We start from the raw sequence: 19804 nt of genomic DNA on the forward strand, positions 1-19804 counted from the left end.
CTGGGGCATGCGGGCCCGTACGGTCTCCGACCAGGTGAGCTTGTGTCCGGCCTGGGCCAGTGCCGCGTAGATCTCTTCGACGGGGGCGCCGGGATTCTCCGTGAGGGCCTGGGCCTGGTCGGCGGTGGCGAACGGGATCAGCAGCCGGTGCGTGGCCCGGGTGCCTGTATCCGGGTCGATCAGGGCTCGGTCTACGCCGAACGCCGCTTCGCCCTCGGCCAGTCCGAGGAGCGGCGCGTTCTCCGCTGTGGTCCGCGTCCGGTAGACGGTGGCCTCGTGTGCCTCCTGCCATGAGGGGCCACCGGTCGTGTACGTGGTTCCGGCGCGGGTGAGGGTCCGGTCGATCGCCAGGTGGGGCGCGGTCACTCCCTTGACGAAGCTGCCTTTGCCGTGCCGTACCTCGATGAGCCCTTCGGACCGAAGTGCGGCGACCGCGTTGCGCACGGTGGGGCGGCTGACCTGGTACTCCTCGATGAGCTGAGCCTCGGAGGGAAGAGGGCTTCCGGGCGGGTACTCCCCTTCCTCGATGCCTTGCCGGATCGCGTCGGCCACCTGCTGGTACAGGGGTCCGGGGCGCTTGATGCCTGACATGTCGGCCTTCCGTCGTCGGATCGATTCAGAGTCACTTACGTCACTCGTCAGCATAAGTGCTTGCCTCCGCGAGTCAAGACATGCATATTCTTCACTCGTAACGACAAGTGACGTCAGCCGACTGATGTCCGCGAGGTCAAGGAGACCACCACACATGCAGTCCATCCCTGTGGACACGGCGCGGCTGGGCGTACTGCGGTGCGCCATCCCGCCGGAGGTGAAGTACAGCAACGCGGAGACCAAGGAGGTCAAGAAGGACCGGGAGGGCAACCCGGTGTGGACCGTCGCGGTGATGGTCCGTCAGGAAGCGCGTCGGATCTCGGTGATCGAGATCGCGGTGCCGGGCGACCAGAAGGGCGTCACCGAGGGTACGGAGGTCCGGGTGACCGGCCTGGTCGCGTTCGCCTGGGCCATGGGCGACCGGCACGGAATCAGCTTCCGGGCCAACGCGATCACCCCCGTTCCGACCGGCACGGGCAAGTCCGGGGGTGCGGAATGAGTGCGGCGCTCCTGGTCCTGGCGGCCGTCGCGCTCGTCTGGGTTCTGGGCGGGGGAGAGCTGTTACGGCGCCGCTGCCCTGTCGGGCACTGGTACATCGCCGGGTACCCGCTGGCGGCGCTGAGGGTCTGGTCTACCTGGCGGCGGGTGACTCCCCTCAACGACCTGACGGTGAACAGGCGTCCGCCGCGCGCCCTGCTCGGGGACCTGGTGGTGAAGGGTGAAGCGCTGCGCCCGGTCATCCCCCGGGTCTCCTTCCCCAGGGCGACACGGCTTGGGCTGTCGGTGACGGTACGGATGTGTCCGGGGCAGACCCCGGCCGTCTACCGGGCGGCGGCCGACGCTTTCACCCATGCGTGGAAGGTGCACGCGGTCCGGGTCACCTCCCCGGAACGGGGCCTTGTGCGGCTCACCGCACTCGGGACCGATCCGCTGGCGCGCCCCGGGCTGGCGACCGCTCCGAAAGCGCTGCTGTCCGCCCTGGTGGGGATCCGCGAATCCGGCCGGGCCTGGGTGCTCGATCTGCTGGTGGTGCCGCACTGGCTGATCACGGGGGCCACCCGGTCGGGCAAGTCCACGCTCCTCGCCCGGCTGATCGCCGAACTCGCTCCGCAGGATGTTGCGCTGGTAGGGATCGACTGCAAAGGCGGCATGGAACTGGGGCCCTTCGGGTCCCGGCTGTCGGCCCTGGCCACCTCGCGCCGGGAAGCGGTCGCCCTCCTCGGCGGGCTTCTCATCGAGCTGCATCAGCGGGCACGGCTGTGCCGGGGAGGGGATGTCCGCTCCATCTGGGAACTGTCGCCGAAGGTGCGGCCCGTCCCGATCGTGGTCATCGTGGACGAGGTGGCGGAGCTGTACCTCTCCGATGGCACCCGCACCGGCCGGGCCGAAGCTGAACAGTGCTCCACCATGCTTCTGCGCCTGGTCCAGCTCGGTGCCGCACTCGGCATTCACCTGGTGGTCGCCGGGCAGCGTGTGGGCTCCGATCTCGGCCCGGGGGTAACGGCCTTGCGGGCTCAGCTCGGCGGCCGGATCTGCCATCGGGTCCATGACCCCGGGACGGCTGAGATGACCTTGGGTGACCTCGACAAGGATGCCGTAGCCGCCGCTCAGTCGATCACTTCCGGCGAACCCGGCGTGGCGATCTGCACCGGTCCCGACGGCGGTTGGGAACGCGCCCGCTCCCACCCCCTCACCCCGGAAGAGGCAGCCGCCACCGCGGCCCGGTACGCCGTTCTCACCCCCCGTCTGCGCCACCTCGACCGCGCCATGACCGGAGAGCAGGAAGGGGACGACATATGAGCGAGCAGGCGGCCATCCCCTTCGCCCTGATCTTCGGAATCGTGACCGTCCTCCTCGTCCGCTCGCGCGACGTGAAGGTGTGGCAGGCAGTCTCTATCGGCCTGTTCGGCATCTACCTCGGACAGACGCCGGTGGTCTTCACCGTCGATTCCGTCGTCACCTGGGCCGTCTCCGGCTTCACCGGCACCTGACAGGAGGTCGCATGCCGATGCGCCCCGTGCGCTGCCCCATCTGCAAGGGGGAGCGTCACCGCACCACCCGTACCGGACGTCTGCGGCGCTGTCGCTGCTGCCGGGGCACAGGAACCATCCGCTGACTCACCGCCCATCCGCTCATCGACCAGAGGAGCAGCCATGAACGATCACCCGCCCTCCATCACCCTCCGCGCCGCTAGAGCGGCCCACCCCGAAAGGGCCCCACCATCACCACCCCCAACCACACGACCCCGGCGGGCAGGCGCGCCGAACTCGACCACTCGGCGCGCCTGCGCCACCTCACCGAAACAGACCGCGACGCCATCCGGCTCGCCCGGGACCCGCAGTTTCCCCGCTGGCTCGAACAGGTCACCGCCACCGGCGGATGCTCCCACCCGGTCCATCTCTCCGGCACCACCACCACACGCGACACCACGACCGGTGAAGTCCTCCACCACTACACCACCCGCGACGAACCCGGCGAACGTCTCCTCATCCGCTGCGGAAACCGCCGAGCCACCGTCTGCGCGCCCTGCTCGCGCCTCCACTCCGGCGACACGTACCACCTCGTCCGCGCGGGCCTCACGGGCGGCAAGACCGTCCCGGTATCCGTCAGGGACCGCCCCCGCCTCTTCCTCACCCTCACCGCCCCCTCCTTCGGAGCCGTCCACCGAGCCACCGACGACCAGCCGTGCCGCCCCCGCCGCCCCCCCGATGTCTGCGAACACGGGCGCCCCCTCGGCTGCGCCGCCCGGCACTCCGCCACCGACCCCCGGGCCGGACAGCCCCTGTGCGCCGACTGCTACGACTACCCCACCCACATCCTGTGGCACGCACACGCGGGGCAGCTCTGGGACCGCTTCACCCGTGCCGTTCGGCGCCACCTCGCCACGATCGCCGGCGCGGCCCAAGCCCGATTCCATGATCACGCCCGGCTCTCCTTCGCGAAGATCGCCGAGTACCAGCGGCGAGCAGCCATTCACCTCCATGCCGTCGTACGCCTCGACGGCCCCGGGGGACCCGACGACCCACCGCCCGCCTGGGGCACCGCCGACACCCTCACCCACGCCGTCCGCAGGGCCGCCCACAGCGTCGCCGTCCGCACCCCCTACAGCCGCGCTGTTGGGGAACTGGCCTTGGGCTGGGGGCCTCAGCTCGACGCCCGCACCGTCACAGAGGCGGACACCGACAGCGGCCCGAGTGACGACGCCGTGGCCGCCTACATCGCGAAGTACGTCGCCAAAGGCGCCCGGGACACCGGAGCCGGAGCAGACCACCCCATACGCCACCGCGCCGACATCGACACCGTTCCCGCCACTGAACACGCCCGCACCCTCATGCACACGTGCTGGCGGCTCGGCGCACTCCCCGAATACGGACCCCTCCGGCTCCGCCCCTGGACACACACCCTCGGATACCGGGGCCACATCCTCACCAAATCCCGGGCCTACTCCACCACCTACACAGCCCTACGCGCCGACCGCGCCGAACACGTCGGCCCCACGGCCACCCCTGGTACCGCCGTCGAACACCACTGGCGGTACCTCGACTCAGGCCACACCCCCGGCGCCGCGCTCATCGCCACGGAAATCGCAGAAAGCCTCTCGCTGACTCGGGAATTCTTCCGCGAGGAAATAGAGGCGGAAGCATGCCAGTAGATCAGAGGGAAGACGCGGATTGGGAATGGGCCAAGAGGCAGGCGCAGGGCGCCCCAAAGTGGTCCGAAACTCGCTGGCGCCAAATGAACGCCATACTCGGCGTCAAGGTGCAAACTAAGAAGCCCCGTCACGGAAAGTGAATTCCGTGGCGGGGCTCCCGTCTAGATTTCTTCTCTATATACGGGGGTTAGGCGTTCCCTCACCGGACGCCCCCGCCCTACAGCTGGAGCAACCAGAACTGTGGTGAGAGTGCGCTCAATGTAGGCCCTCTTCTCGGCGATCGAGAGATCTTCCCAAATCGCCGCGAGATCTACAGGCTTACTCTGACTCACCTTGACTTTCCTTAGATACGTCGCGCGTTCGCGAAGTAGGTTCCGTTCCTTAACCTCCGCTTCCGCGAGGAAGCTAAAGAAAGCCTCTTTACCGATTTTCCGTTCCGCCCGCTGCTCCTTCCAATCCTCAATATCTTCGCGTAGCCGCGTGAGCTCTAGCTCGCCAGACCACGGTTCGGGTTCTTGCGTGGCAGATCGACGGGTTGCCTCCAGCTCGTATTTTGCTATTACGAGCTTCTTTACGACTTCGTCAGTCTCGGGACCAGGGATTGTGGCGCCGCCGCATCCGACACCGGATGACCGTGTTGGGCAGACGTAGTAGAAGAACCCTTCCGGCTTTTTCGCTCTCTTGGGTGCTTTCATTGCTCGCAAGCGCGCGCCGCACCCTTCCTTGTCGTGTCGCAGAGTGCCGGTGCTCAGGTACTTGCGAGCGTTGTGCCCATCACCGGGCTTGGGATTGTCTCCGAGAATTACTTTCAAAGCCTCCCATTCCTCAACGCTAATGATGGGTTCCCAGAGGCCTTTAACCGGCTTCCCGTCTCCATCTACCACGACCTCGATGCGCCTATTTTCGGCATCAGTCAGGGGGTCGAAAGTAGATACGTACCTATAGCTGAATCCGCAGATTCGCGGATTGCGGAGAATGGTTTTGAGCGCATAACCAGTCCACCGGTTACCCTTCGGCGTGGTGAATCCGCTACGATCCCATCCGGCAGCGATCGTGAAAGGTGAGGCGCCTTCAAGGATTTTGCGCGCTGCATCCTTTAGCTCTTTTGCCTCTTTGGGGTGGAGGGTGCGCTTGTCCGCGTTCCAGCCTGTAGGACGCGGCCCGCCTGTGGACAGGCCCGCCGCCTTCATAGCTCGATGCTTTCGCTTTACGCGGCGGGCGATATTTGCTGACGACTTGTTGCTCCCTGCCACGACAACACGGGCCACGTTTCGCCCGTTATCGGTAAGGAGATCCAGCGTGCCAGTGATGTCAAGGATCGGCCTCTTGAAGTTCTCCACAACTTCAATCGCATCCTCAAGGTGACGATTGTCTCGCGTGAGGCGGTCGATATCGTAAACGATCAAACCATCGAGGGTTTCACCATTGGGCGCCTTCCCGATCTTGAGATCCCCGAAGGCTCCTTCCAGTACGGGGCGAAGTACTCGATAGATGATGCTTCCATCTGGCTGACGGATACGCTTACGCTTCCATGCTGACGTGTCGGGCTCCTCGTAGGTGTAGACGTAGATTCCGCCCCGACTCTCTACGAACTCCCGAACATCCTTTTCCTGCTCCTCTCGTCCCCGGATGTCATATCCCGTTAACGGCACCCGTTGGCCCGGCATATCTGCGATCGGCGTGATGTCGACCTCGAAAGACAGACGGACCAGTCCCGCCATCCGCATACCTTCGAGGTTGCCCCAGTGCGCACGCTCGATTAGGTCTCTTTGGCTCATGCCCTTAACATACATTCATCCGTGTACTGATATCCCCATAAAACCGCCTACCGTCCGCTGGGCGACGACCGTCCGGCGCTGCGCGAGCTGTGGGCCGGGGAGCGCAAGGACGCGCTCTCCCTCTATCTGCACATACCGTTCTGCGAGATCCGCTGCGGATTCTGCAATCTCTTCACCCGGATCGGCGCCCCCGACGAGCTGACCACGCGCTATCTGGACGCTCTGGACCGGCAGGCGACGGCGGTACGGGACGCGCTCGGGGACGACGGGCCGGTCCGGTTCGCCGCCGCCGCGTTCGGCGGCGGTACGCCGACCTTCCTCACCGCCGACGAGCTGGAGCGGCTCTGCGATATCGCCGAGAAGCGGATGGGCGCCGATCTGGCGGCGGTCCCGCTCGCGGTGGAGACCTCTCCGTCGACGGCCACCGCCGACCGGCTGGCGGTGCTCGCCGCCCGGGGCACGACCCGGCTCTCCATCGGGGTGCAGAGCTTTGTCGCGGAGGAGGCCAGGGCCGCGGTCCGCCCCCAGCGGACGGCCGAGGTGGAGGCGGCACTGGGGCGGATCCGGGAGAGCCGGATCCCGGTCCTCAACATCGATCTGATCTACGGCATCGACGGTCAGACCGAACGCAGCTGGCGCTACTCCCTGGAGACGGCGCTCGCCTGGCGGCCGGAGGAGCTGTATCTCTATCCCCTCTACGTCCGGCCGCTGACCGGCCTCGACCGGCGGGCCCGGGAGAGCGACCGGGAGTGGGACGCCCGGCGGCTGTCGCTCTACCGCCGGGGCCGGGATCTGCTGCTCGGCCAGGGCTACGAGCAGGTGTCGATGCGGATGTTCCGGCGGACCGACGCCCCGGGCGCCGGAGCGGCGCGCGGCCCCGACGACTACGCCTGCCAGACCGACGGGATGATCGGCCTGGGCTGCGGGGCCCGTTCCTACACCTCCCGGCTGCACTACTCGTTCGACTACGCGGTGGCCGCGTCCGAGGTCCGGGGCATCATCGACGACTACACCGGGACCGAGGACTTCGGCCGGGCCGAGGTCGGTTTCGCGATGGACCCGGCGGAGTCCCGCCGCCGCCATCTGCTGCAGTCGCTGCTCCAGGCCCGGGGCCTGGCCGTGGCCGACTACCGGGAGCGCTTCGGCCGGGACCCCGGGGACGACTTCGGCCCCGAACTGGCCCGGTTCACGGCCCTGGGCTGGCTGGACGGGTCGGCGCCCGCCGGTCTGCTGCGGCTGAGCCCCGAGGGGCTGGCGCATTCGGACGCGCTGGGCCCCGAGCTGTTCTCCCCCGCCGTACGGGCGCGGATGACCGCGTACGAGCCGAAGTGAGGCCGTCGTCATGGATCTGACGCTGCTCTACCGGGGGCCGCTGGCCTCCTGCGACTACGACTGTCCTTACTGCCCCTTCGCCAAGCGCCGGGACACCCCGGACCAGCTCCGGGCCGACCGGGCAGCGCTGGAACGTTTCTCCAACTGGGCCGCCGAGCAGACCGGGGACCGCCTCTCGGTCCTCTTCACCCCCTGGGGCGAGGGTCTGGTCCGGTCCTGGTACCGGCGGACCCTGGTGGAGCTGTCCCGGCTGCCGCACATCCGCCGGGTGGCGATCCAGACCAATCTCAGCTGCCGTACGGAGTGGCTCGCCGACGCCGACCCGGAGAAGCTGGCGCTCTGGTGTACGTACCATCCGGGTGAGACGCCGTACGACCGGTTCCTGGCCCGGACCCGTGAACTGGCAGGCCGGGGCATCCGGTTCAGTGTCGGGATCGTGGGGCTGCCCGAGCACCGCGAGGACGCCCTGCGGCTCCGCGCCGACCTCCCGGACCAGGTCTATCTCTGGGTCAACGCGGCGGAGGGCCGCGGTTACGAGGACGCGGAGGCCGACGCCTGGACGGCGGTCGACCCGCTGTTCCCGTACAGCAGACGCCCCCACCGCTCGGCGGGGCTGCCCTGCCGTACGGGCGAGTCGGTGATCTCCGTCGACGGCGAGGGAACGGTCCGGCGCTGTCATTTCGTCCGGGCCGAGCTGGGCAATCTCTACGACGGCTCCTACCGGGCGGCGCTCCGCCCGAGGGCCTGTCCGCTGGCGGTCTGCGACTGCCATATCGGCTATGTCCATCTGGAGTCGCTGCCGCTGTACGACGTCTTCGCCGGTGGGGTGCTGGAACGGATTCCGGCGCCGGGGATCTCGCCATCCGGGACATAAACCCCGAAAACATGGCCCGATTTCCGGCCATGTTCCGATCATGGGCGGGATCTCCGGCGCCGCCGCTCCACCGAAGGATCTTCATATTCACCCCGCCTTCACGACAGAATCTTCACCGCGGCGGGTGACGGCTCAGGGCGCCGGGCGCCGAGAAGCACCGGCTGCAACGTGATGACCTGCGAAGACATGACCCAATGGCAGCCAACCGACCTCGGCGCCCTACTGCGAAGCCGACGGCCCGGGTAGTCATGGCCGCGGCGTCCTCGGGACATCCCCGGGGCCGCCCTCCACCACGATTCCCGGAGGTCGTTTCGTCATGTCCAGATTCACCCGACGCCAGGTCATCGGGGCCGCCGCGGGCGCAGCCGCGGGCACGGCACTGATCGGGGTCGCCACCGCGACCGCCGTCGGTTCCTCCGGCGGCCACACCACGCACGGCCCCGCGAAGGGACTCGACTCCTTCGACGAGGTCTTCCAGGGCCGCCGCATCCAGGGGCTGCCCGCCGAGGGACACGCCGCCAAGTCCCATGCCGCCCACGGCGGCTACCAGGTACTGATCGACGGCCGCGAACTCCACATCATGAAGCACGACAAGTACGGCTGGAGCAGCGCGGTCAACCACTACTCACGGTTCAAGACCCCGCTCGACGCCGCGCGGGGCGCGGTCGAGAGCCTCAAGGGCGCCCAGCTCGTTCCCTTCATGCCCACCGTCTGAGCCGGGGAGCCCGCGACATGACCGTACGCAAGAACCAGGCGAGCCTCACCACCGCCGAGAAGAAGAAGTTCACCGACGCCGTGCTGGAGGTGAAGCGAATAGGCGTCTACGACCAGTTCGTCGAGGCCCACCGGCTCCGCTTCGCCCTCGATATGAACACCAGCGTCTACGTGGGCCACTTCGGGGCGTCGTTCCTGCCCTGGCACCGCAAGTACCTGATCGACTTCGAGGCCGAGCTGAAGAAGGTCGACGCGACGGTGTCGATCCCCTACTGGGACTGGACGGTCGACAACACGCCCGCGTCGTCCCTCTGGGCCCCGGACTTCCTCGGCGGCACCGGCCGCGCCCTGGACGATCAGGTCATGGACGGCCCGTTCGCCTACTCCACGGGCAAGTGGAACATCACCGTCGGGGTCGATACCGGGGTGTTCCTCAAGCGCTCTCTCGCCAGCTGGGTCCCGACGCTGCCCACCGCGGCCCAGGTCGCCGACGCCCTGGCCCTGACCACCTACGACTCGGCGCCGTTCCGGGACGGTTCGAGCGGCTTCCGTGCCCGGCTGGAGGGCGCGGACGGCTACTACGCCATGCACAACCGGGTCCACCGGTGGGTCTGGGGCCACATGGAGACCGCCACGTCCCCCAACGACCCGGTGTTCTGGCTGCACCACGCCTATGTCGACAAGCTCTGGGCCGACTGGCACGCGCTCCACCCGGCCAGCGCCGAGTACCTGCCCAGCACCAGCACGACCGGCGCGGTGGCCCTGAACGAGAACATGGCCCCGTGGACCAACACCACACCGGCCAGTCTGCTGGACCACACCCAGTGGTACACCTACGCCTGACGGTCCCGGTGTGACCGGATGACCGGATGACCGCGTCCGAGGGCCCGCTCCCGGTACGGGCGGGCCCTCGGACCCGGCGTCACAGCGGCAGCAGATCGGGCCGCTTGGCCTCCACATGGTCGCCGGAGCTCTCGCCCCGCAGCCGCCGTCCGATCCACGGCGCCAGGTACTCGCGCGCCCACTGGATGTCGTCGCGCCGTACCTCCAGCGTGCCCCGCAGCGGAGTCGGCGGCCACGGCTGGTCGGGGTCGGCCGGGATGTCGAGCCCGAGCACCTGACCCGCCCGCAGGGCGACCCGGGTATGCCCCTCCGGCGACAGATGGAGCCGGTCGGGGTCCCAGGCCCGGCGGTCCTGTACGGACCGGAGCGACCACAGGTCCAGCACCGGGCAGTCGTAGCGGTCGGCGATGGCCCGGACATGGGCCGTATAGGTGGCGATCTTGCCGCGCAGATGGCGCAGTACCGGAATGTCACGGGTGTCGAAGCCGGTGGTGACCATGACGGTGCCGACGGCCCCGGTCAGTTCGGCGACGGCCCGCTCGAACCGCTCCGCCACGTCGTCCGGGTCGCTGCCCGGGCGGATGATGTCGTTGCCCCCGGCGCAGAACGACACCAGGTCCGGGGCGAGCGCCCGCGCCCTGGGCACCTGCTCCGCCACGATCTGGTCGAGGAGCCGGCCGCGTACGGCCAGATTGGCGTACCGGAAGGTGCCTTCCGGTACGCGGTCGGCGAGCAGTACCGCGAAGCGGTCCGCCCAGCCGACGTAGGTTCCATCGGGTCCCGGGTCCCCCACGCCCTCGGTGAAGCTGTCACCGATCGCCGCGTACGACCCGATCCCGCCGGTCATCACTGTGCTCGAATCGTCTCCCACGGCAACCATCCTCCCCTCCCGGATGTGACCTACGCGACCGTAGGGAGGGGTTGACGGGCCGTGATCTATCACACCGTGATCCCGCGACCGGCCGGGAATACACCGCGTCCCCCACGACAGGGGTGTCGTGGGGGACGCGAGTTCGGCGGGCTCGGCCCGCCCGACGGGCTCAGCAGGTCGAGCCGGGCCCGGCGCGCTCAGCGGGCTCAGAGGTCGACGCCGTGGCTCCGCAGATGGGCGACGGGGTCGATGTCGGAGCCGTAGCCCGGTCCGGTACGGACCTCCAGGTGCAGATGCGGGCCGCTGGAGTTGCCGGTCGAACCGGCGAGGCCGATCTGCTGTCCGCCGCTGACGGTCTGGCCGGCGGCGACGGAGAGGGAGGAGAGATGGGCGTACTGCGAGTAGGTGCCGTCGGTGTGCTGGATGACGACCTCGTTGCCGTACGCACCGGCCCAGCCGGCGGAGACGACGGTGCCGGGGCCGATGGACTTGATGCTGGTCCCGGTGGGCACCGCGAAGTCGACACCGGTGTGGTAGCCGCTGGACCACATGGCGCCGGAGGCGCGGTACGGGGTGCTGACGGCGCCGTCGACCGGGGCGGACCAGCCGCCCGTGGCCGGGGCGGACTCGGGGGCGGGCTCCGCGGCGGCGGGCTCGGCGGCCGGGGCCGGGGCGGCCTCCTTCGCCGGGGCGGGCTCGGCGGCGGGGGCCGGGGCGGCGGCCCGGGCGCCGTCGCGGGAGGCGCGGTCGGCCTTGCCGGTCTCCGCCTTCTTCTCGGCCTTCTTCTCGGCCTTCTTCTCGGCCTTCGCCGGCTTGTCGCCGGTCCCGGACTGCGGGCGCTCGGCGCCGCCGCCGTTCAGGGTGAGCTTCAGACCGGGGTGGATCAGGGACGGGTCGTCGCCGACGGCCGTACGGTTGTCGGCGTACAGCTGCTGCCAGCCGCCCTCGACGTCGCGCTCGAACGCGATCCCGGACAGATGGTCACCGGCGACGACGACATAGGTCGTGGCTCCGGTGGCGGCCTTCCCGGCGGCGGCCGGGGTCGCGGGGGCGGCCGGGGCGACGGCGGCCGTCACCGGGGCGGCGGGTTCGGCGGCGTGGGCGCCGGTGGCCCCGATCAGGGGCAGGGCGATGGCGGCTCCGCCGGTGCCGGCGGCGACGATGCCGCGTGTGATGACCGTCGTCCGGGGACGGCGGTGCTTACCCTTTCCGGGCATGGCGCGATTCCTCTCCGGCGCCTGCGAGGTGAGCTGTCGGGTTCGGGCTGGAGTTGCCCGGCCGCGCCCGTCGGGCACGGCTTCACCCCGAGCCGTCCGGTCGCCCGGATCGGCGTACTACCTGGGTCCCCCGCTCCTGCCACGTGGTTCGGGTGAAGGAAAGTCCGGGCGGCGGCAGGATTCGGCGGTCCGTCCGGAGTCCGGTGAACCTAAACCGGCCATGTCGTCAGGAACAAGCCAAGCGGTACGGGAGCGGCCGGGGTCGATCTTGCGGGAACCCCGGGGCCGGTCACCCTCCGTGGAGACCCCGGGGTCAACTCCCCAGCGCCGGGGGCGTCACGCCCGGCGCCCCCCGCCACACAACGTCACGATTGTGATCCTGCTCATGACGACCACCCATCTCCCCATGAGACAGGGCATGTTCGACCAAGCACCTATTGGGCATGAATACGGACAGAACCCTACGATCCTCTGATGGCTCGGCCGCTCTCCGGCCCCGCCCGGACACCGTGACGGCACCGCTCCGGCCCGGTCGGACAAGAAGATTGCCCGAGGGAACCGATGTCGTATCGTCGGGTTCACGCCACCGTCGGCGTCCGAGCCGACGGCAGTGACGCCACAGGGAGCCCTCAGTGACGCAGCAGGTGCCGCAGGTTCCGTCCACCGAGCCCGAGCTGGCCGGGGTCCGCAACTTCCGCGACGTCGGCGGCATGCCGACCCTCGACGGGCGGACGGTGCGCCACGGCCGCCTCTACCGCAGTGGCCATCTGGCCCATGCCACCGGGAGCGACACCGCCTTCCTCGCCGGTCTCGGCCTCCATACGATCTTCGACTTCCGCAACGCGGCCGATATCCGGATCGAGGGCCCGGACGTGACCCTGCCGGGGGTACGGAATCTCAATCTGCCGCTGAGCGACCCCGCCGACGGCGCCGAGTTCTGGCAGGTGGTCCACCGGGGCGATCTGCCCCAGCTGCGGTCCCTGCTGGCGGACGGCCGGGCGGCGGACCGGATGACGGAGTCGTACCGGACCCTGATCGCGGGCCGGACCGGCGAGCACGGCCGGGTACTGCGCACCCTGGCCGAGGACAGCGTCCCGGCCCTGATGCACTGCGCCGCGGGCAAGGACCGGGCGGGTCTCTCGATCGCGGTGACCCTGCTGGCGGTCGGGGTGGAGCGGGAGGCGATCGAGGCGGACTATCTGAAGTCCAACGATCCGCACCGCCGCTATCTGGTCCGGCGGGCCGACGACGCGCCCGCCGGGACGTCCGGCGAGGTGATGGAGCTGCTGAGCCCGCTGTTCGACGCGCGCCCGGCCTATCTGCGGGCCGCGTTCGACACCATCGACACGGCCTGGGGCGGAACCGAGGAGTATCTGTCCCGGGGTCTCGGCCTGACCCCGGAGACCCGGGACCGGCTGCGGGAGCGGCTGCTCACCTCGGTCTGACCAGCGGCGCCCCGACACCCGACGCCCCCGGCGCCTGACGGGCCCGGGGCGTATTCCCGACGGCTACTTCGCGCCGACCTCGAAGAGGAGATAGAGGAAGCCCGCGAAGACATGTCCGGCCACGAGATAGGCGAAGAGCCGGATCCAGATCCCCTTGGGGAACTTGCCCTCCTCCTTCCGCTCGCGGACGGGCCGGTCGGCGGGGACTGCCGTGCCCTCGCCCGCGGTGGGGTTCTCGACCATGACGGCCTCTGCTTTCTCCGGCCCGGGGGCCGGGGCTGTCTCCCGGCCCGGCCGGAAGGGGTTCCCGGCCGGTCACCGGGACCGGTCGGGCGGTTCTGACGGTCGTCGGGGACCGGGCGGCGGAGCCGGACCGGCCCGGGGCCGTCAGAAGTGCGGATGGAAGATATCGGGGCTCTGGAGCAGCGTATGGACGAAGATCATCTCCGCTCCGTCCCTGGTCGCGGCGGTGATCCGGTGCGGGGTGAGGGAGTCGTAGTGCGCGCTGTCACCGGGGCCCAGCTCGTGCGCGGTGTCGCCGAGCGACAGCCGGACCCGGCCGTCGAGGACGTAGAGCCACTCCTCGCCGGGGTGCTGGCGGACCAGCTCGCCCTGGGCGCCGTAGGGCACGATCAGCCGTAGCGACTGCATGGCCCGGCCCGCTCCGCCGACCTGGTGGTACGTCCACCCGTCGGCCTGGGACGGCTCCCGGCTCCCGGCCCTGATGACCGGGTCGTGCTCCGGCGACGACTCCCCCAGCAGCTCGGAGACTGTCGTACCGTAGATCCTGGCGAGACCGAGCAGCATCGGCAGCGACGGCTGGCGGCGGCCGGTCTCCAGCCGGGAGAGATGCGCGGGCGAGAGCCCGGCGCGATGGGCCGCGGCCTCCAGGGTCAGTCCGCGCCGGCGGCGCAGATCGCGGAGCCTGGGCGCCACGTCGGGCAGCGACTCCGGCGCTTCCGGCCCGCCGGGCGCCGTGGATCGGGGGTCCGGGGGGTGGCCCCCGGGAGGACTCTGCATACGTCCATTGCGCCAGGAAAATGCCTCTGAGGCAACTTTCTTGCCCCAGAGGCAAAAAATTCCCGGACGCATGATCTTCGAACTGACGGTCAGCGCTGTGCCATGGCCTGCTTGACCAGGGTTTTCCCGAAGTCCCAGAGCAGTCCGCCCCCGCTGTGGGCCTCGTCCATGACCGCCGTGAAGGCGGTGACGAAGCGGTCCACCTCCGGCTCGCCGATGATCAGCGGCGGAATCAGCTTGATCACCTCCAGATGGTCGCCGGAGACCTGGGTGAGAATCCGGTGCTTGTGCAGCAGCGGTACCACCACCATCTGGGCGAAGAGGCCCTTGCGGGCGGTCTGCAGCATCGCCCAGCGGCCCCGCAGGGCCAGCGACGACGGGCGGCCGAACTCGATCCCGGTCATCAGGCCGCGGCCGCGGACGTCCGCCAGGAACTCGTACCGGTCCACCAGCCCGGCCAGCCGGGTACGCAGCAGATCGCCGGTGGTCCGGGCCCGGGCCACCAGCTTCTCGTCCTCGATCACCGAGAGCACCGCGAGCCCGGCGGCCATGGCCTGGGCGTTGGAGCCGAAGCTGGCGGAATGGACCAGGACCCGGTCCATGGCGGAGTAGACCTTCTGGAAGATCCAGTCCTTGCCGAGGGTGGCGCCGACCGGGACGTAGCCGCCGGAGAGCGCCTTGGCGACACAGATCAGATCGGGTTCCACCCCGGGTTCGTGCTGATGGGCGTAGAAGTCGCCGGTACGGCCGAGGCCGGTCTGCACCTCGTCGGCGATCAGCAGCGCCTTGTGCCGGTGGAGCAGTTCCGCGGCGGCCGCCAGATAGCCGGGCGGCGCCTCGTACACCCCCTTGCCCTGGACGGGTTCCACCACCAGGGCGGCCACATCGCCGCGGCGCAGCTCCCGCTCCAGGGCGTCGAGGTCGCCGAGGGGGACGGCGGTGTCGGGGAGCAGCGGGGCGAAGCCGTCGCGGAAGCCCGCCTCGCCGTTGACGGAGAGGGAGCCGGTGGTCAGCCCGTGGAAGGCGTGGTCGCAGTAGAGGACCCTGGGTCTGCCGGTGGCGTAGCGGGCGAATTTCAGGGCCGTCTCCACGGCCTCCGTACCGCTGTTGGAGAAGAACACCCGGTCGAGATGGGGGCTGTACGCGAGCAGCCGCTCGGCCAGCAGTCCGGGCAGCGGCTGGCAGTCGAAGCGGGTGAGGTCGGCCAGGGACGCGTCGAGGACGTCGTGCAGGGCCTTGCGGACGACGGGGTGGTGGCGGCCGAGGCCCATCACGCCGAAACCCGCGAGCATATCGAGGTAGTCGTGGCCGTCGGCGTCCCAGAAGTAGGCGCCTTCGGCTCGTTCGTAGACCCGGTCGAAGCCGATGGTACGGAGCATCCGGGGCAGCTGGTGGTTGAGGTGCCGGGTGTGCAGGGCGTATCGCTCGCCCCCGCGTTCGGCGAGCAGCCGGTTCAGGTCGAAGCCGCCGTCCGGGTGCGGGGGGTCGGCGGCCGTCCGGTGCTGCGGCGGCTGGGTCATCTGGTGGGGCTCTCCTTTCGGCGGCGGTGGCGGCGGGTGTACGGGCCGGACACCGGTCCCGCCGCCACCCGGCGCCCCGGGCCGCGCGGGGCCCGGGGCGGGTGTGCCGGGTCAGCCCCGGTTGCCGGTGACGGTTTCCCGGGCGGCCCGCAGCGACTCCTTGAGGGAGCCCATGGTGGCCAGCACGGCGGTGGGTTCGTAGCCGCAGTGGGCCATGCAGTTGGCGCACCGCGGGTCTTTGCCCCGGCCGTACTTCTCCCAGTCGGTCTCCTCGATCAGCTGGCGGTAGCTGGGGACGTATCCGTCGCTCATCAGATAGCAGGGCCGCTGCCAGCCGAAGAGCGAGTAGTTGGGGATCGCCCAGGCGGTGCAGGGGAAGTCCGCCTTGCCTTCGAGGAAGTCGAGGAAGAGGGGGGAGTGATTGAGCCGCCAGCGGGCGCGGTTGCCGCCGGAGAACGCCTTGCGGAACAGCTCCCGGGTCTGTTCGACGCCGAGGAAGTGCTCCTGGTCGGGCGCCTTCTCGTAGGCATAGGCCGGGGAGATCATCATCTCGTCGACCTTGAGGTCGTCATTGAGGTAGTTCAGTACCTCGATCACGGTCTGCGGGGTGTCGGTGTTGAAGAAGGTGGAGTTGGTGGTGACCCGGAAGCCGCGCCGCTTGGCCTCCTCGATCGCCGCCACGGCCTCGTCGAACACCCCCTCCTTGGCCACGGACTCGTCGTGCCGCTCGCGCAGTCCGTCGATGTGCACGGCGAAGGCGAAGTAGCGGGAGGGGGTGAACTTCTCGATCTTCTTCCGCAGCAGCACGGCGTTGGTGCAGAGGAAGACGTATTTCCGCCGGGCCACCAACTGCCGGACGATCTCGTCGATCTGTGGATGCATCAGCGGTTCGCCGCCCGCGATGGAGACCATCGGGGCGCCGGACTCCAGGACCGCCCCGACGGCCTGGGCGACCGGCATCCGCTGCTTGAGCACCCCGGCCGGGTGCTGGATCTTGCCGCAGCCCTCGCACTTGAGATTGCAGGCGTAGAGCGGCTCCAACTCGACGATGAGGGGGAACTTCTCCCGTCGGCGGAGCTTCTGTTCGAAGAGATAGGTCCCGACCCTGATGGACTGACGGAGCGGCATGACCATCTGGCTCACCTCCTGGGGAGCGACAAAGAACGGTGCCATTCATGAAAAGCGGGAAGTACGGCACGAAGAACACGGATGGCTGATATTCCACCGCGTACCGTGCCAATACGGACTAGTTCATGCTCCGGGGCGTCCACGACCACCCGGACGGCGGCAACCGGACGGGGCCCGGCCGCCAGCGCGCCCCGCAGGGTGGCCGCCGACTCCATGTCGACGGCGATCGCGCCGGTGGCCCGCAGTTCGGCCCGCTCGGGGCCCCGGACCACATGGTCGGATCCGGTCAGCGGGCCGGTGTGCACCCGGCGGCCGGGCAGCGCCCTGCCGACCGCGGCGGCCAGCAGGGCGGTATCCGTACACGGCGTCGCCGTGCCGTCGATCCTGGTCTCGTCGGCGATCACCAGATCACCGGGGTGCATCCCGGCGGCGAGACCGGCGCAGAACCCGGACGCCACCACGGCCGCGTGCCGCAGCGGACCGCCGTCCAGCGCGGCCCGGACCGCGCGCTCCGCGTTGACCGGGCCCATCCGGGTCCGCAGTACGGTGACCGGGCCCCGGGCGCCCCCGTGGTCGCCGCCGCGCAGGGCCAGCCGCTCGATGCCGAGCGCACAGGCGATCAGCAGCGGCGTCCCGGGGCCGTCCGGGGCCGCCGGGCGGGCCATCAACTCCCCTCGCCGCCGGTCGGGGCGCCGGCCGCCACCGGCCGCGCGCCTGCGGCCTCGCGGCCCGGGACCGGTTCGCCGTGGAGATAGCGCCCCAGGGCGGTCAGCGGGAACACCTGCCGGTACAGGTGGTAGTTGATCGAGAAGTCCCAGGGGAAGCCGGTACCGGTGAAGTACGGCTCGTCCCAGCCGCCGTCCTCCCGCTGGGTCCCGGCCAGCCAGCGCACCCCGCGCGCCACGGACTCGCTCTCCCGCTCCCCCGCGGCCAGCAGCGCCAGCAGCGCCCAGCCGGTCTGGGAGGCGGTCGACGCGCCCTTGCCGACCCATTCGTCGTGGTCGTACGAGCGCAGGTCCTCGCCCCAGCCGCCGTCCGGGTTCTGGACGGACCGCAGCCACTCGACGGCCCGCCGGACCGCCGGATGGGACGCCGGGATCCCGGCGGCGATCAGGGCCGGGACCACGGACCCGGTGCCGTAGAGGTGGTTGACGCCCCACCGGCCGAACCAGGCGCCGCTCGGCTCCTGGTGGGAGAGCAGCCAGTCGATGCCGCGCCGGGCCCTGGGGTGGTTCGCCCGGCCCTCGTACGCCAGCATCTCCACCACGTGCGCGGTGACATCGGCCGACGGCGGGTCGATCACCTCGCCGAAGTCGCAGAACGGCAGCCGGTTGGGGAAGGGGCTGGTGTTGTCGGCGTCGAAGGCGCCCCAGGCGCCGTCCCGGGACTGCATGCCGAGGGTCCACCGCCCGGCTCTGGCCACCGCCGCGTCGACCCGGGCCTGATCGGGATGCCGGACCCGGCGCAGCGCCAGGATCACCTCGGCGGTGTCGTCGATGTCGGGGTAGACGTCGTTGTGGAACTCGAACGCCCAGCCGCCGGGGGGCAGACCCGGCCGCCGCACCAGCCAGTCACCGGTCCTGACGACCTCCTCGCCGAGCATCCAGTCGGCGGCCCGGACCAGCGCCGGATGGTCGGCCGGGAGTCCGGCGTCGGCGAGGGCGATGGTGGCGAGACAGGTGTCCCACACCGGGGACTGGCACGCCTCGATCATCCGGACCGGCGCGCCGGTCTCGGTGGCGTCCCAGACCGCGAACCGGTCCAGGGACGCAAGGCCGGCCTTCATCACGGGGTGGTCCAGGTCGTAGCCCAGCAGATGGAGGGCGATCAGGGAGTAGACGGCGGGCGGCTGGATCCCGCCCCAGCAGCCGTCCTTCTCCTGCCGCTCCACGATCCACCGGGACGCCTCCTTGATCGCGGCCTCCCGCAGCGGCCGTACGGCCAGCCGGTGGTAGCGGTGCAGCATCCGGTCCGCGCGCTGGAAGAGACCGTCCCAGGTGTGCGCGGGCGCCAGGGGCCGGGGCGGACTGGGCACCCTGGGGTCGGTGTGCAGTTCGTCCAGCGGGAACGGCGCCGGGCGCACCGGGCGGCGGGCCGAAACGATGGTGAGCGGCACGATGGTCTGCCGGGCCCAGCAGCCGAAGTCGTAGATATTGAGCGGGAACCACTTGGGCAGGAAGACCAGCTCGGGCGGGACGACCGGCAGGTCCTCCCAGCGCCACCAGCCGAACAGCGCCAGCCAGATCCGGGTGAAGACCCGGGTCGCGGCGATGCCGCCCTGGTCCCGGATCCAGGCGGCGGCCCTGGCCATATGGGGATCTTCGGGCAGATCACCGGCGAGCCGGAGGGCGACGTACGCCTCGACGGTGGTGGAGAGTTCGCCGGGGCCGCCGTAGAAGCTGGCCCAGGTGCCGTCGGCGCGCTGCCGCCCCCGGACGAACCGGGCCGACGCCTCGGTGGTCGCCCGGTCCTCGATCCCGAGGAACTGCCGGAGCAGCAGATCCTCGGCGTCCATGGTCACATTGGTCTCGAGGTCGCCCTTCCACCAGCCCTCGGCGTCCTGCCGGGCCAGCAGATGGGCCACGGAGCGTTCGACGGCCCGGTGGGCCAGGGCGGGCGGACCGTCCGCGGGACGCTCCCCCGCGGCCGTACTCCCCGGGGCGAGTCCGTTCGCCGGGGGGAGGGCCGTCGCTGTCTCGGTCTCCGCGGTGGTACGGGCCCGGGCGGGCCCGCCGCTTCCGTCGGTCGTCGCTGTCATGGCTTCCCCTTCGGTGCAGTGATTCGTCTGCGCTGTGCTGGGGTATGCCGTCGGCGGGTGA

General features: G+C 70.1%; 18 protein-coding genes, 1 pseudogene and 1 riboswitch. Of the genes and pseudogenes, 9 read left to right on the plus strand and 10 right to left on the minus strand.

Annotation, left to right across the window (positions count from 1 at the left end):
- A partial coding sequence (locus tag ABZ714_RS09675) for a GntR family transcriptional regulator (RefSeq protein WP_358824620.1) occupies window positions 1–591 on the minus strand: 591 nt, incomplete at its 3' end.
- A 154-nt stretch (window positions 592–745) separates the two neighbouring features.
- On the opposite strand from ABZ714_RS09675, the gene ABZ714_RS09680 reads away from it, so the two are divergent.
- The 4 genes from ABZ714_RS09680 (at window position 746) to ABZ714_RS09695 (ending at window position 4243) form a co-directional block, all read left to right on the plus strand.
- Window positions 746–1090, plus strand: coding sequence for a hypothetical protein (locus tag ABZ714_RS09680; protein ID WP_358824621.1), 345 nt, complete (start codon window positions 746–748; stop codon window positions 1088–1090).
- The gene (locus tag ABZ714_RS09685) at window positions 1087–2391 is read left to right on the plus strand and encodes an FtsK/SpoIIIE domain-containing protein (protein WP_358824622.1); all 1305 of its coding nucleotides are present in this window, start codon (window positions 1087–1089) and stop codon (window positions 2389–2391) included. The genes ABZ714_RS09680 and ABZ714_RS09685 overlap by 4 nt, the downstream gene beginning before the upstream one ends.
- The gene (locus tag ABZ714_RS09690) at window positions 2388–2582 is read left to right on the plus strand and encodes a hypothetical protein (protein WP_358824623.1); all 195 of its coding nucleotides are present in this window, start codon (window positions 2388–2390) and stop codon (window positions 2580–2582) included. Before ABZ714_RS09685 ends, ABZ714_RS09690 begins: the two co-directional genes overlap by 4 nt.
- Window positions 2583–2908: 326 nt before the next feature.
- The gene (locus ABZ714_RS09695; protein ID WP_358824754.1) at window positions 2909–4243 is read left to right on the plus strand and encodes a replication initiator; all 1335 of its coding nucleotides are present in this window, start codon (window positions 2909–2911) and stop codon (window positions 4241–4243) included.
- Window positions 4244–4404: 161 nt separating this feature from the next.
- On the opposite strand, the gene ABZ714_RS09700 is transcribed toward ABZ714_RS09695, so the two are convergent.
- Window positions 4405–6021, minus strand: coding sequence for a recombinase family protein (locus ABZ714_RS09700; RefSeq protein ID WP_358824624.1), 1617 nt, complete (start codon window positions 6019–6021; stop codon window positions 4405–4407).
- Here ABZ714_RS09700 and ABZ714_RS09705 point away from each other — a divergent pair.
- The 4 genes and pseudogenes from ABZ714_RS09705 (at window position 6013) to ABZ714_RS09720 (ending at window position 9784) form a co-directional block, all read left to right on the plus strand.
- Window positions 6013–7353: pseudogene (locus ABZ714_RS09705) on the plus strand (STM4012 family radical SAM protein). The gene ABZ714_RS09700 and the pseudogene ABZ714_RS09705 sit on opposite strands and share 9 nt — an antisense overlap.
- A gap of 10 nt (window positions 7354–7363) precedes the next feature.
- Window positions 7364–8227 carry an STM4011 family radical SAM protein gene (locus ABZ714_RS09710; RefSeq protein WP_358824625.1) on the plus strand — a complete coding sequence of 288 codons (864 nt, stop codon included), beginning with the start codon at window positions 7364–7366 and terminating at the stop codon, window positions 8225–8227.
- 316 nt (window positions 8228–8543) lie between these two features.
- Complete coding sequence (locus ABZ714_RS09715; protein WP_358824626.1) at window positions 8544–8942, plus strand: tyrosinase cofactor; 399 nt, start codon at window positions 8544–8546, stop codon at window positions 8940–8942.
- Between the two features lie 17 nt (window positions 8943–8959).
- Window positions 8960–9784: a tyrosinase family protein gene (locus ABZ714_RS09720; protein ID WP_358824627.1), complete on the plus strand. Its 825-nt coding sequence runs from the start codon at window positions 8960–8962 to the stop codon at window positions 9782–9784.
- A 79-nt stretch (window positions 9785–9863) separates the two neighbouring features.
- Here the strand turns inward: ABZ714_RS09720 and ABZ714_RS09725 are convergent, their stop codons facing one another.
- Window positions 9864–10664 carry an SGNH/GDSL hydrolase family protein gene (locus ABZ714_RS09725; protein WP_358824628.1) on the minus strand — a complete coding sequence of 267 codons (801 nt, stop codon included), beginning with the start codon at window positions 10662–10664 and terminating at the stop codon, window positions 9864–9866.
- A 197-nt stretch (window positions 10665–10861) separates the two neighbouring features.
- Complete coding sequence (locus ABZ714_RS09730) at window positions 10862–11872, minus strand: LysM peptidoglycan-binding domain-containing M23 family metallopeptidase (RefSeq protein WP_358824629.1); 1011 nt, start codon at window positions 11870–11872, stop codon at window positions 10862–10864.
- Between the two features lie 5 nt (window positions 11873–11877).
- Window positions 11878–12037, minus strand: a riboswitch (cyclic di-AMP (ydaO/yuaA leader).
- Window positions 12038–12504: 467 nt separating this feature from the next.
- Here ABZ714_RS09730 and ABZ714_RS09735 point away from each other — a divergent pair.
- Window positions 12505–13317 carry a tyrosine-protein phosphatase gene (locus tag ABZ714_RS09735; RefSeq protein WP_358824630.1) on the plus strand — a complete coding sequence of 271 codons (813 nt, stop codon included), beginning with the start codon at window positions 12505–12507 and terminating at the stop codon, window positions 13315–13317.
- 63 nt (window positions 13318–13380) lie between these two features.
- Here ABZ714_RS09735 and ABZ714_RS09740 read toward each other — a convergent pair whose 3' ends face one another.
- The 6 genes from ABZ714_RS09740 to shc all read right to left on the minus strand — a co-directional run bounded on the left by ABZ714_RS09740 (window position 13381) and on the right by shc (window position 19743).
- Window positions 13381–13560 (minus strand): DUF6126 family protein, encoded by a 180-nt coding sequence (locus ABZ714_RS09740; protein ID WP_358824631.1) that lies wholly within the window; start codon window positions 13558–13560, stop codon window positions 13381–13383.
- 144 nt (window positions 13561–13704) lie between these two features.
- On the minus strand, window positions 13705–14337 hold the full coding sequence (locus tag ABZ714_RS09745; RefSeq protein ID WP_358824632.1) for an XRE family transcriptional regulator: 633 nt from the start codon (window positions 14335–14337) through the stop codon (window positions 13705–13707).
- 89 nt (window positions 14338–14426) lie between these two features.
- A complete protein-coding gene (locus tag ABZ714_RS09750) occupies window positions 14427–15857 on the minus strand; it encodes an aspartate aminotransferase family protein (RefSeq protein WP_358824633.1) in 1431 nt (476 codons plus the stop codon).
- Between the two features lie 111 nt (window positions 15858–15968).
- A complete protein-coding gene (gene hpnH, locus ABZ714_RS09755) occupies window positions 15969–16991 on the minus strand; it encodes an adenosyl-hopene transferase HpnH (protein ID WP_358824755.1) in 1023 nt (340 codons plus the stop codon).
- A 5-nt stretch (window positions 16992–16996) separates the two neighbouring features.
- Window positions 16997–17650 (minus strand): 1-hydroxy-2-methyl-2-butenyl 4-diphosphate reductase, encoded by a 654-nt coding sequence (locus tag ABZ714_RS09760; protein WP_358824634.1) that lies wholly within the window; start codon window positions 17648–17650, stop codon window positions 16997–16999.
- The gene (shc, locus tag ABZ714_RS09765) at window positions 17650–19743 is read right to left on the minus strand and encodes a squalene--hopene cyclase (RefSeq protein WP_358824635.1); all 2094 of its coding nucleotides are present in this window, start codon (window positions 19741–19743) and stop codon (window positions 17650–17652) included. The genes ABZ714_RS09760 and shc overlap by 1 nt, the downstream gene beginning before the upstream one ends.
- Window positions 19744–19804: the final 61 nt, after the last annotated feature.

Origin of the sequence: Streptomyces sp. NPDC006798 (assembly GCF_040635975.1) — a bacterium.
Lineage (GTDB): Bacteria > Actinomycetota > Actinomycetes > Streptomycetales > Streptomycetaceae > Streptomyces.

Bases quoted from the DNA above. Each gene is read 5' to 3' on its own strand.
- ABZ714_RS09680 (WP_358824621.1), top strand. From the start codon at position 746: ATGCAGTCCATCCCTGTGGACACGGCGCGGCTGGGCGTACTGCGGTGC.
- ABZ714_RS09685 (WP_358824622.1), top strand. From the start codon at position 1,087: ATGAGTGCGGCGCTCCTGGTCCTGGCGGCCGTCGCGCTCGTCTGGGTT.
- ABZ714_RS09690 (WP_358824623.1), top strand. From the start codon at position 2,388: ATGAGCGAGCAGGCGGCCATCCCCTTCGCCCTGATCTTCGGAATCGTG.
- ABZ714_RS09700 (WP_358824624.1), bottom strand. From the start codon at position 6,021: ATGAGCCAAAGAGACCTAATCGAGCGTGCGCACTGGGGCAACCTCGAA.
- ABZ714_RS09710 (WP_358824625.1), top strand. From the start codon at position 7,364: ATGGATCTGACGCTGCTCTACCGGGGGCCGCTGGCCTCCTGCGACTAC.
- ABZ714_RS09715 (WP_358824626.1), top strand. From the start codon at position 8,544: ATGTCCAGATTCACCCGACGCCAGGTCATCGGGGCCGCCGCGGGCGCA.
- ABZ714_RS09720 (WP_358824627.1), top strand. From the start codon at position 8,960: ATGACCGTACGCAAGAACCAGGCGAGCCTCACCACCGCCGAGAAGAAG.
- ABZ714_RS09725 (WP_358824628.1), bottom strand. From the start codon at position 10,664: ATGGTTGCCGTGGGAGACGATTCGAGCACAGTGATGACCGGCGGGATC.
- ABZ714_RS09730 (WP_358824629.1), bottom strand. From the start codon at position 11,872: ATGCCCGGAAAGGGTAAGCACCGCCGTCCCCGGACGACGGTCATCACA.
- ABZ714_RS09740 (WP_358824631.1), bottom strand. From the start codon at position 13,560: ATGGTCGAGAACCCCACCGCGGGCGAGGGCACGGCAGTCCCCGCCGAC.
- ABZ714_RS09745 (WP_358824632.1), bottom strand. From the start codon at position 14,337: ATGCAGAGTCCTCCCGGGGGCCACCCCCCGGACCCCCGATCCACGGCG.
- ABZ714_RS09750 (WP_358824633.1), bottom strand. From the start codon at position 15,857: ATGACCCAGCCGCCGCAGCACCGGACGGCCGCCGACCCCCCGCACCCG.
- hpnH (WP_358824755.1), bottom strand. From the start codon at position 16,991: ATGGTCATGCCGCTCCGTCAGTCCATCAGGGTCGGGACCTATCTCTTC.
- ABZ714_RS09760 (WP_358824634.1), bottom strand. From the start codon at position 17,650: ATGGCCCGCCCGGCGGCCCCGGACGGCCCCGGGACGCCGCTGCTGATC.
- shc (WP_358824635.1), bottom strand. From the start codon at position 19,743: ATGACAGCGACGACCGACGGAAGCGGCGGGCCCGCCCGGGCCCGTACC.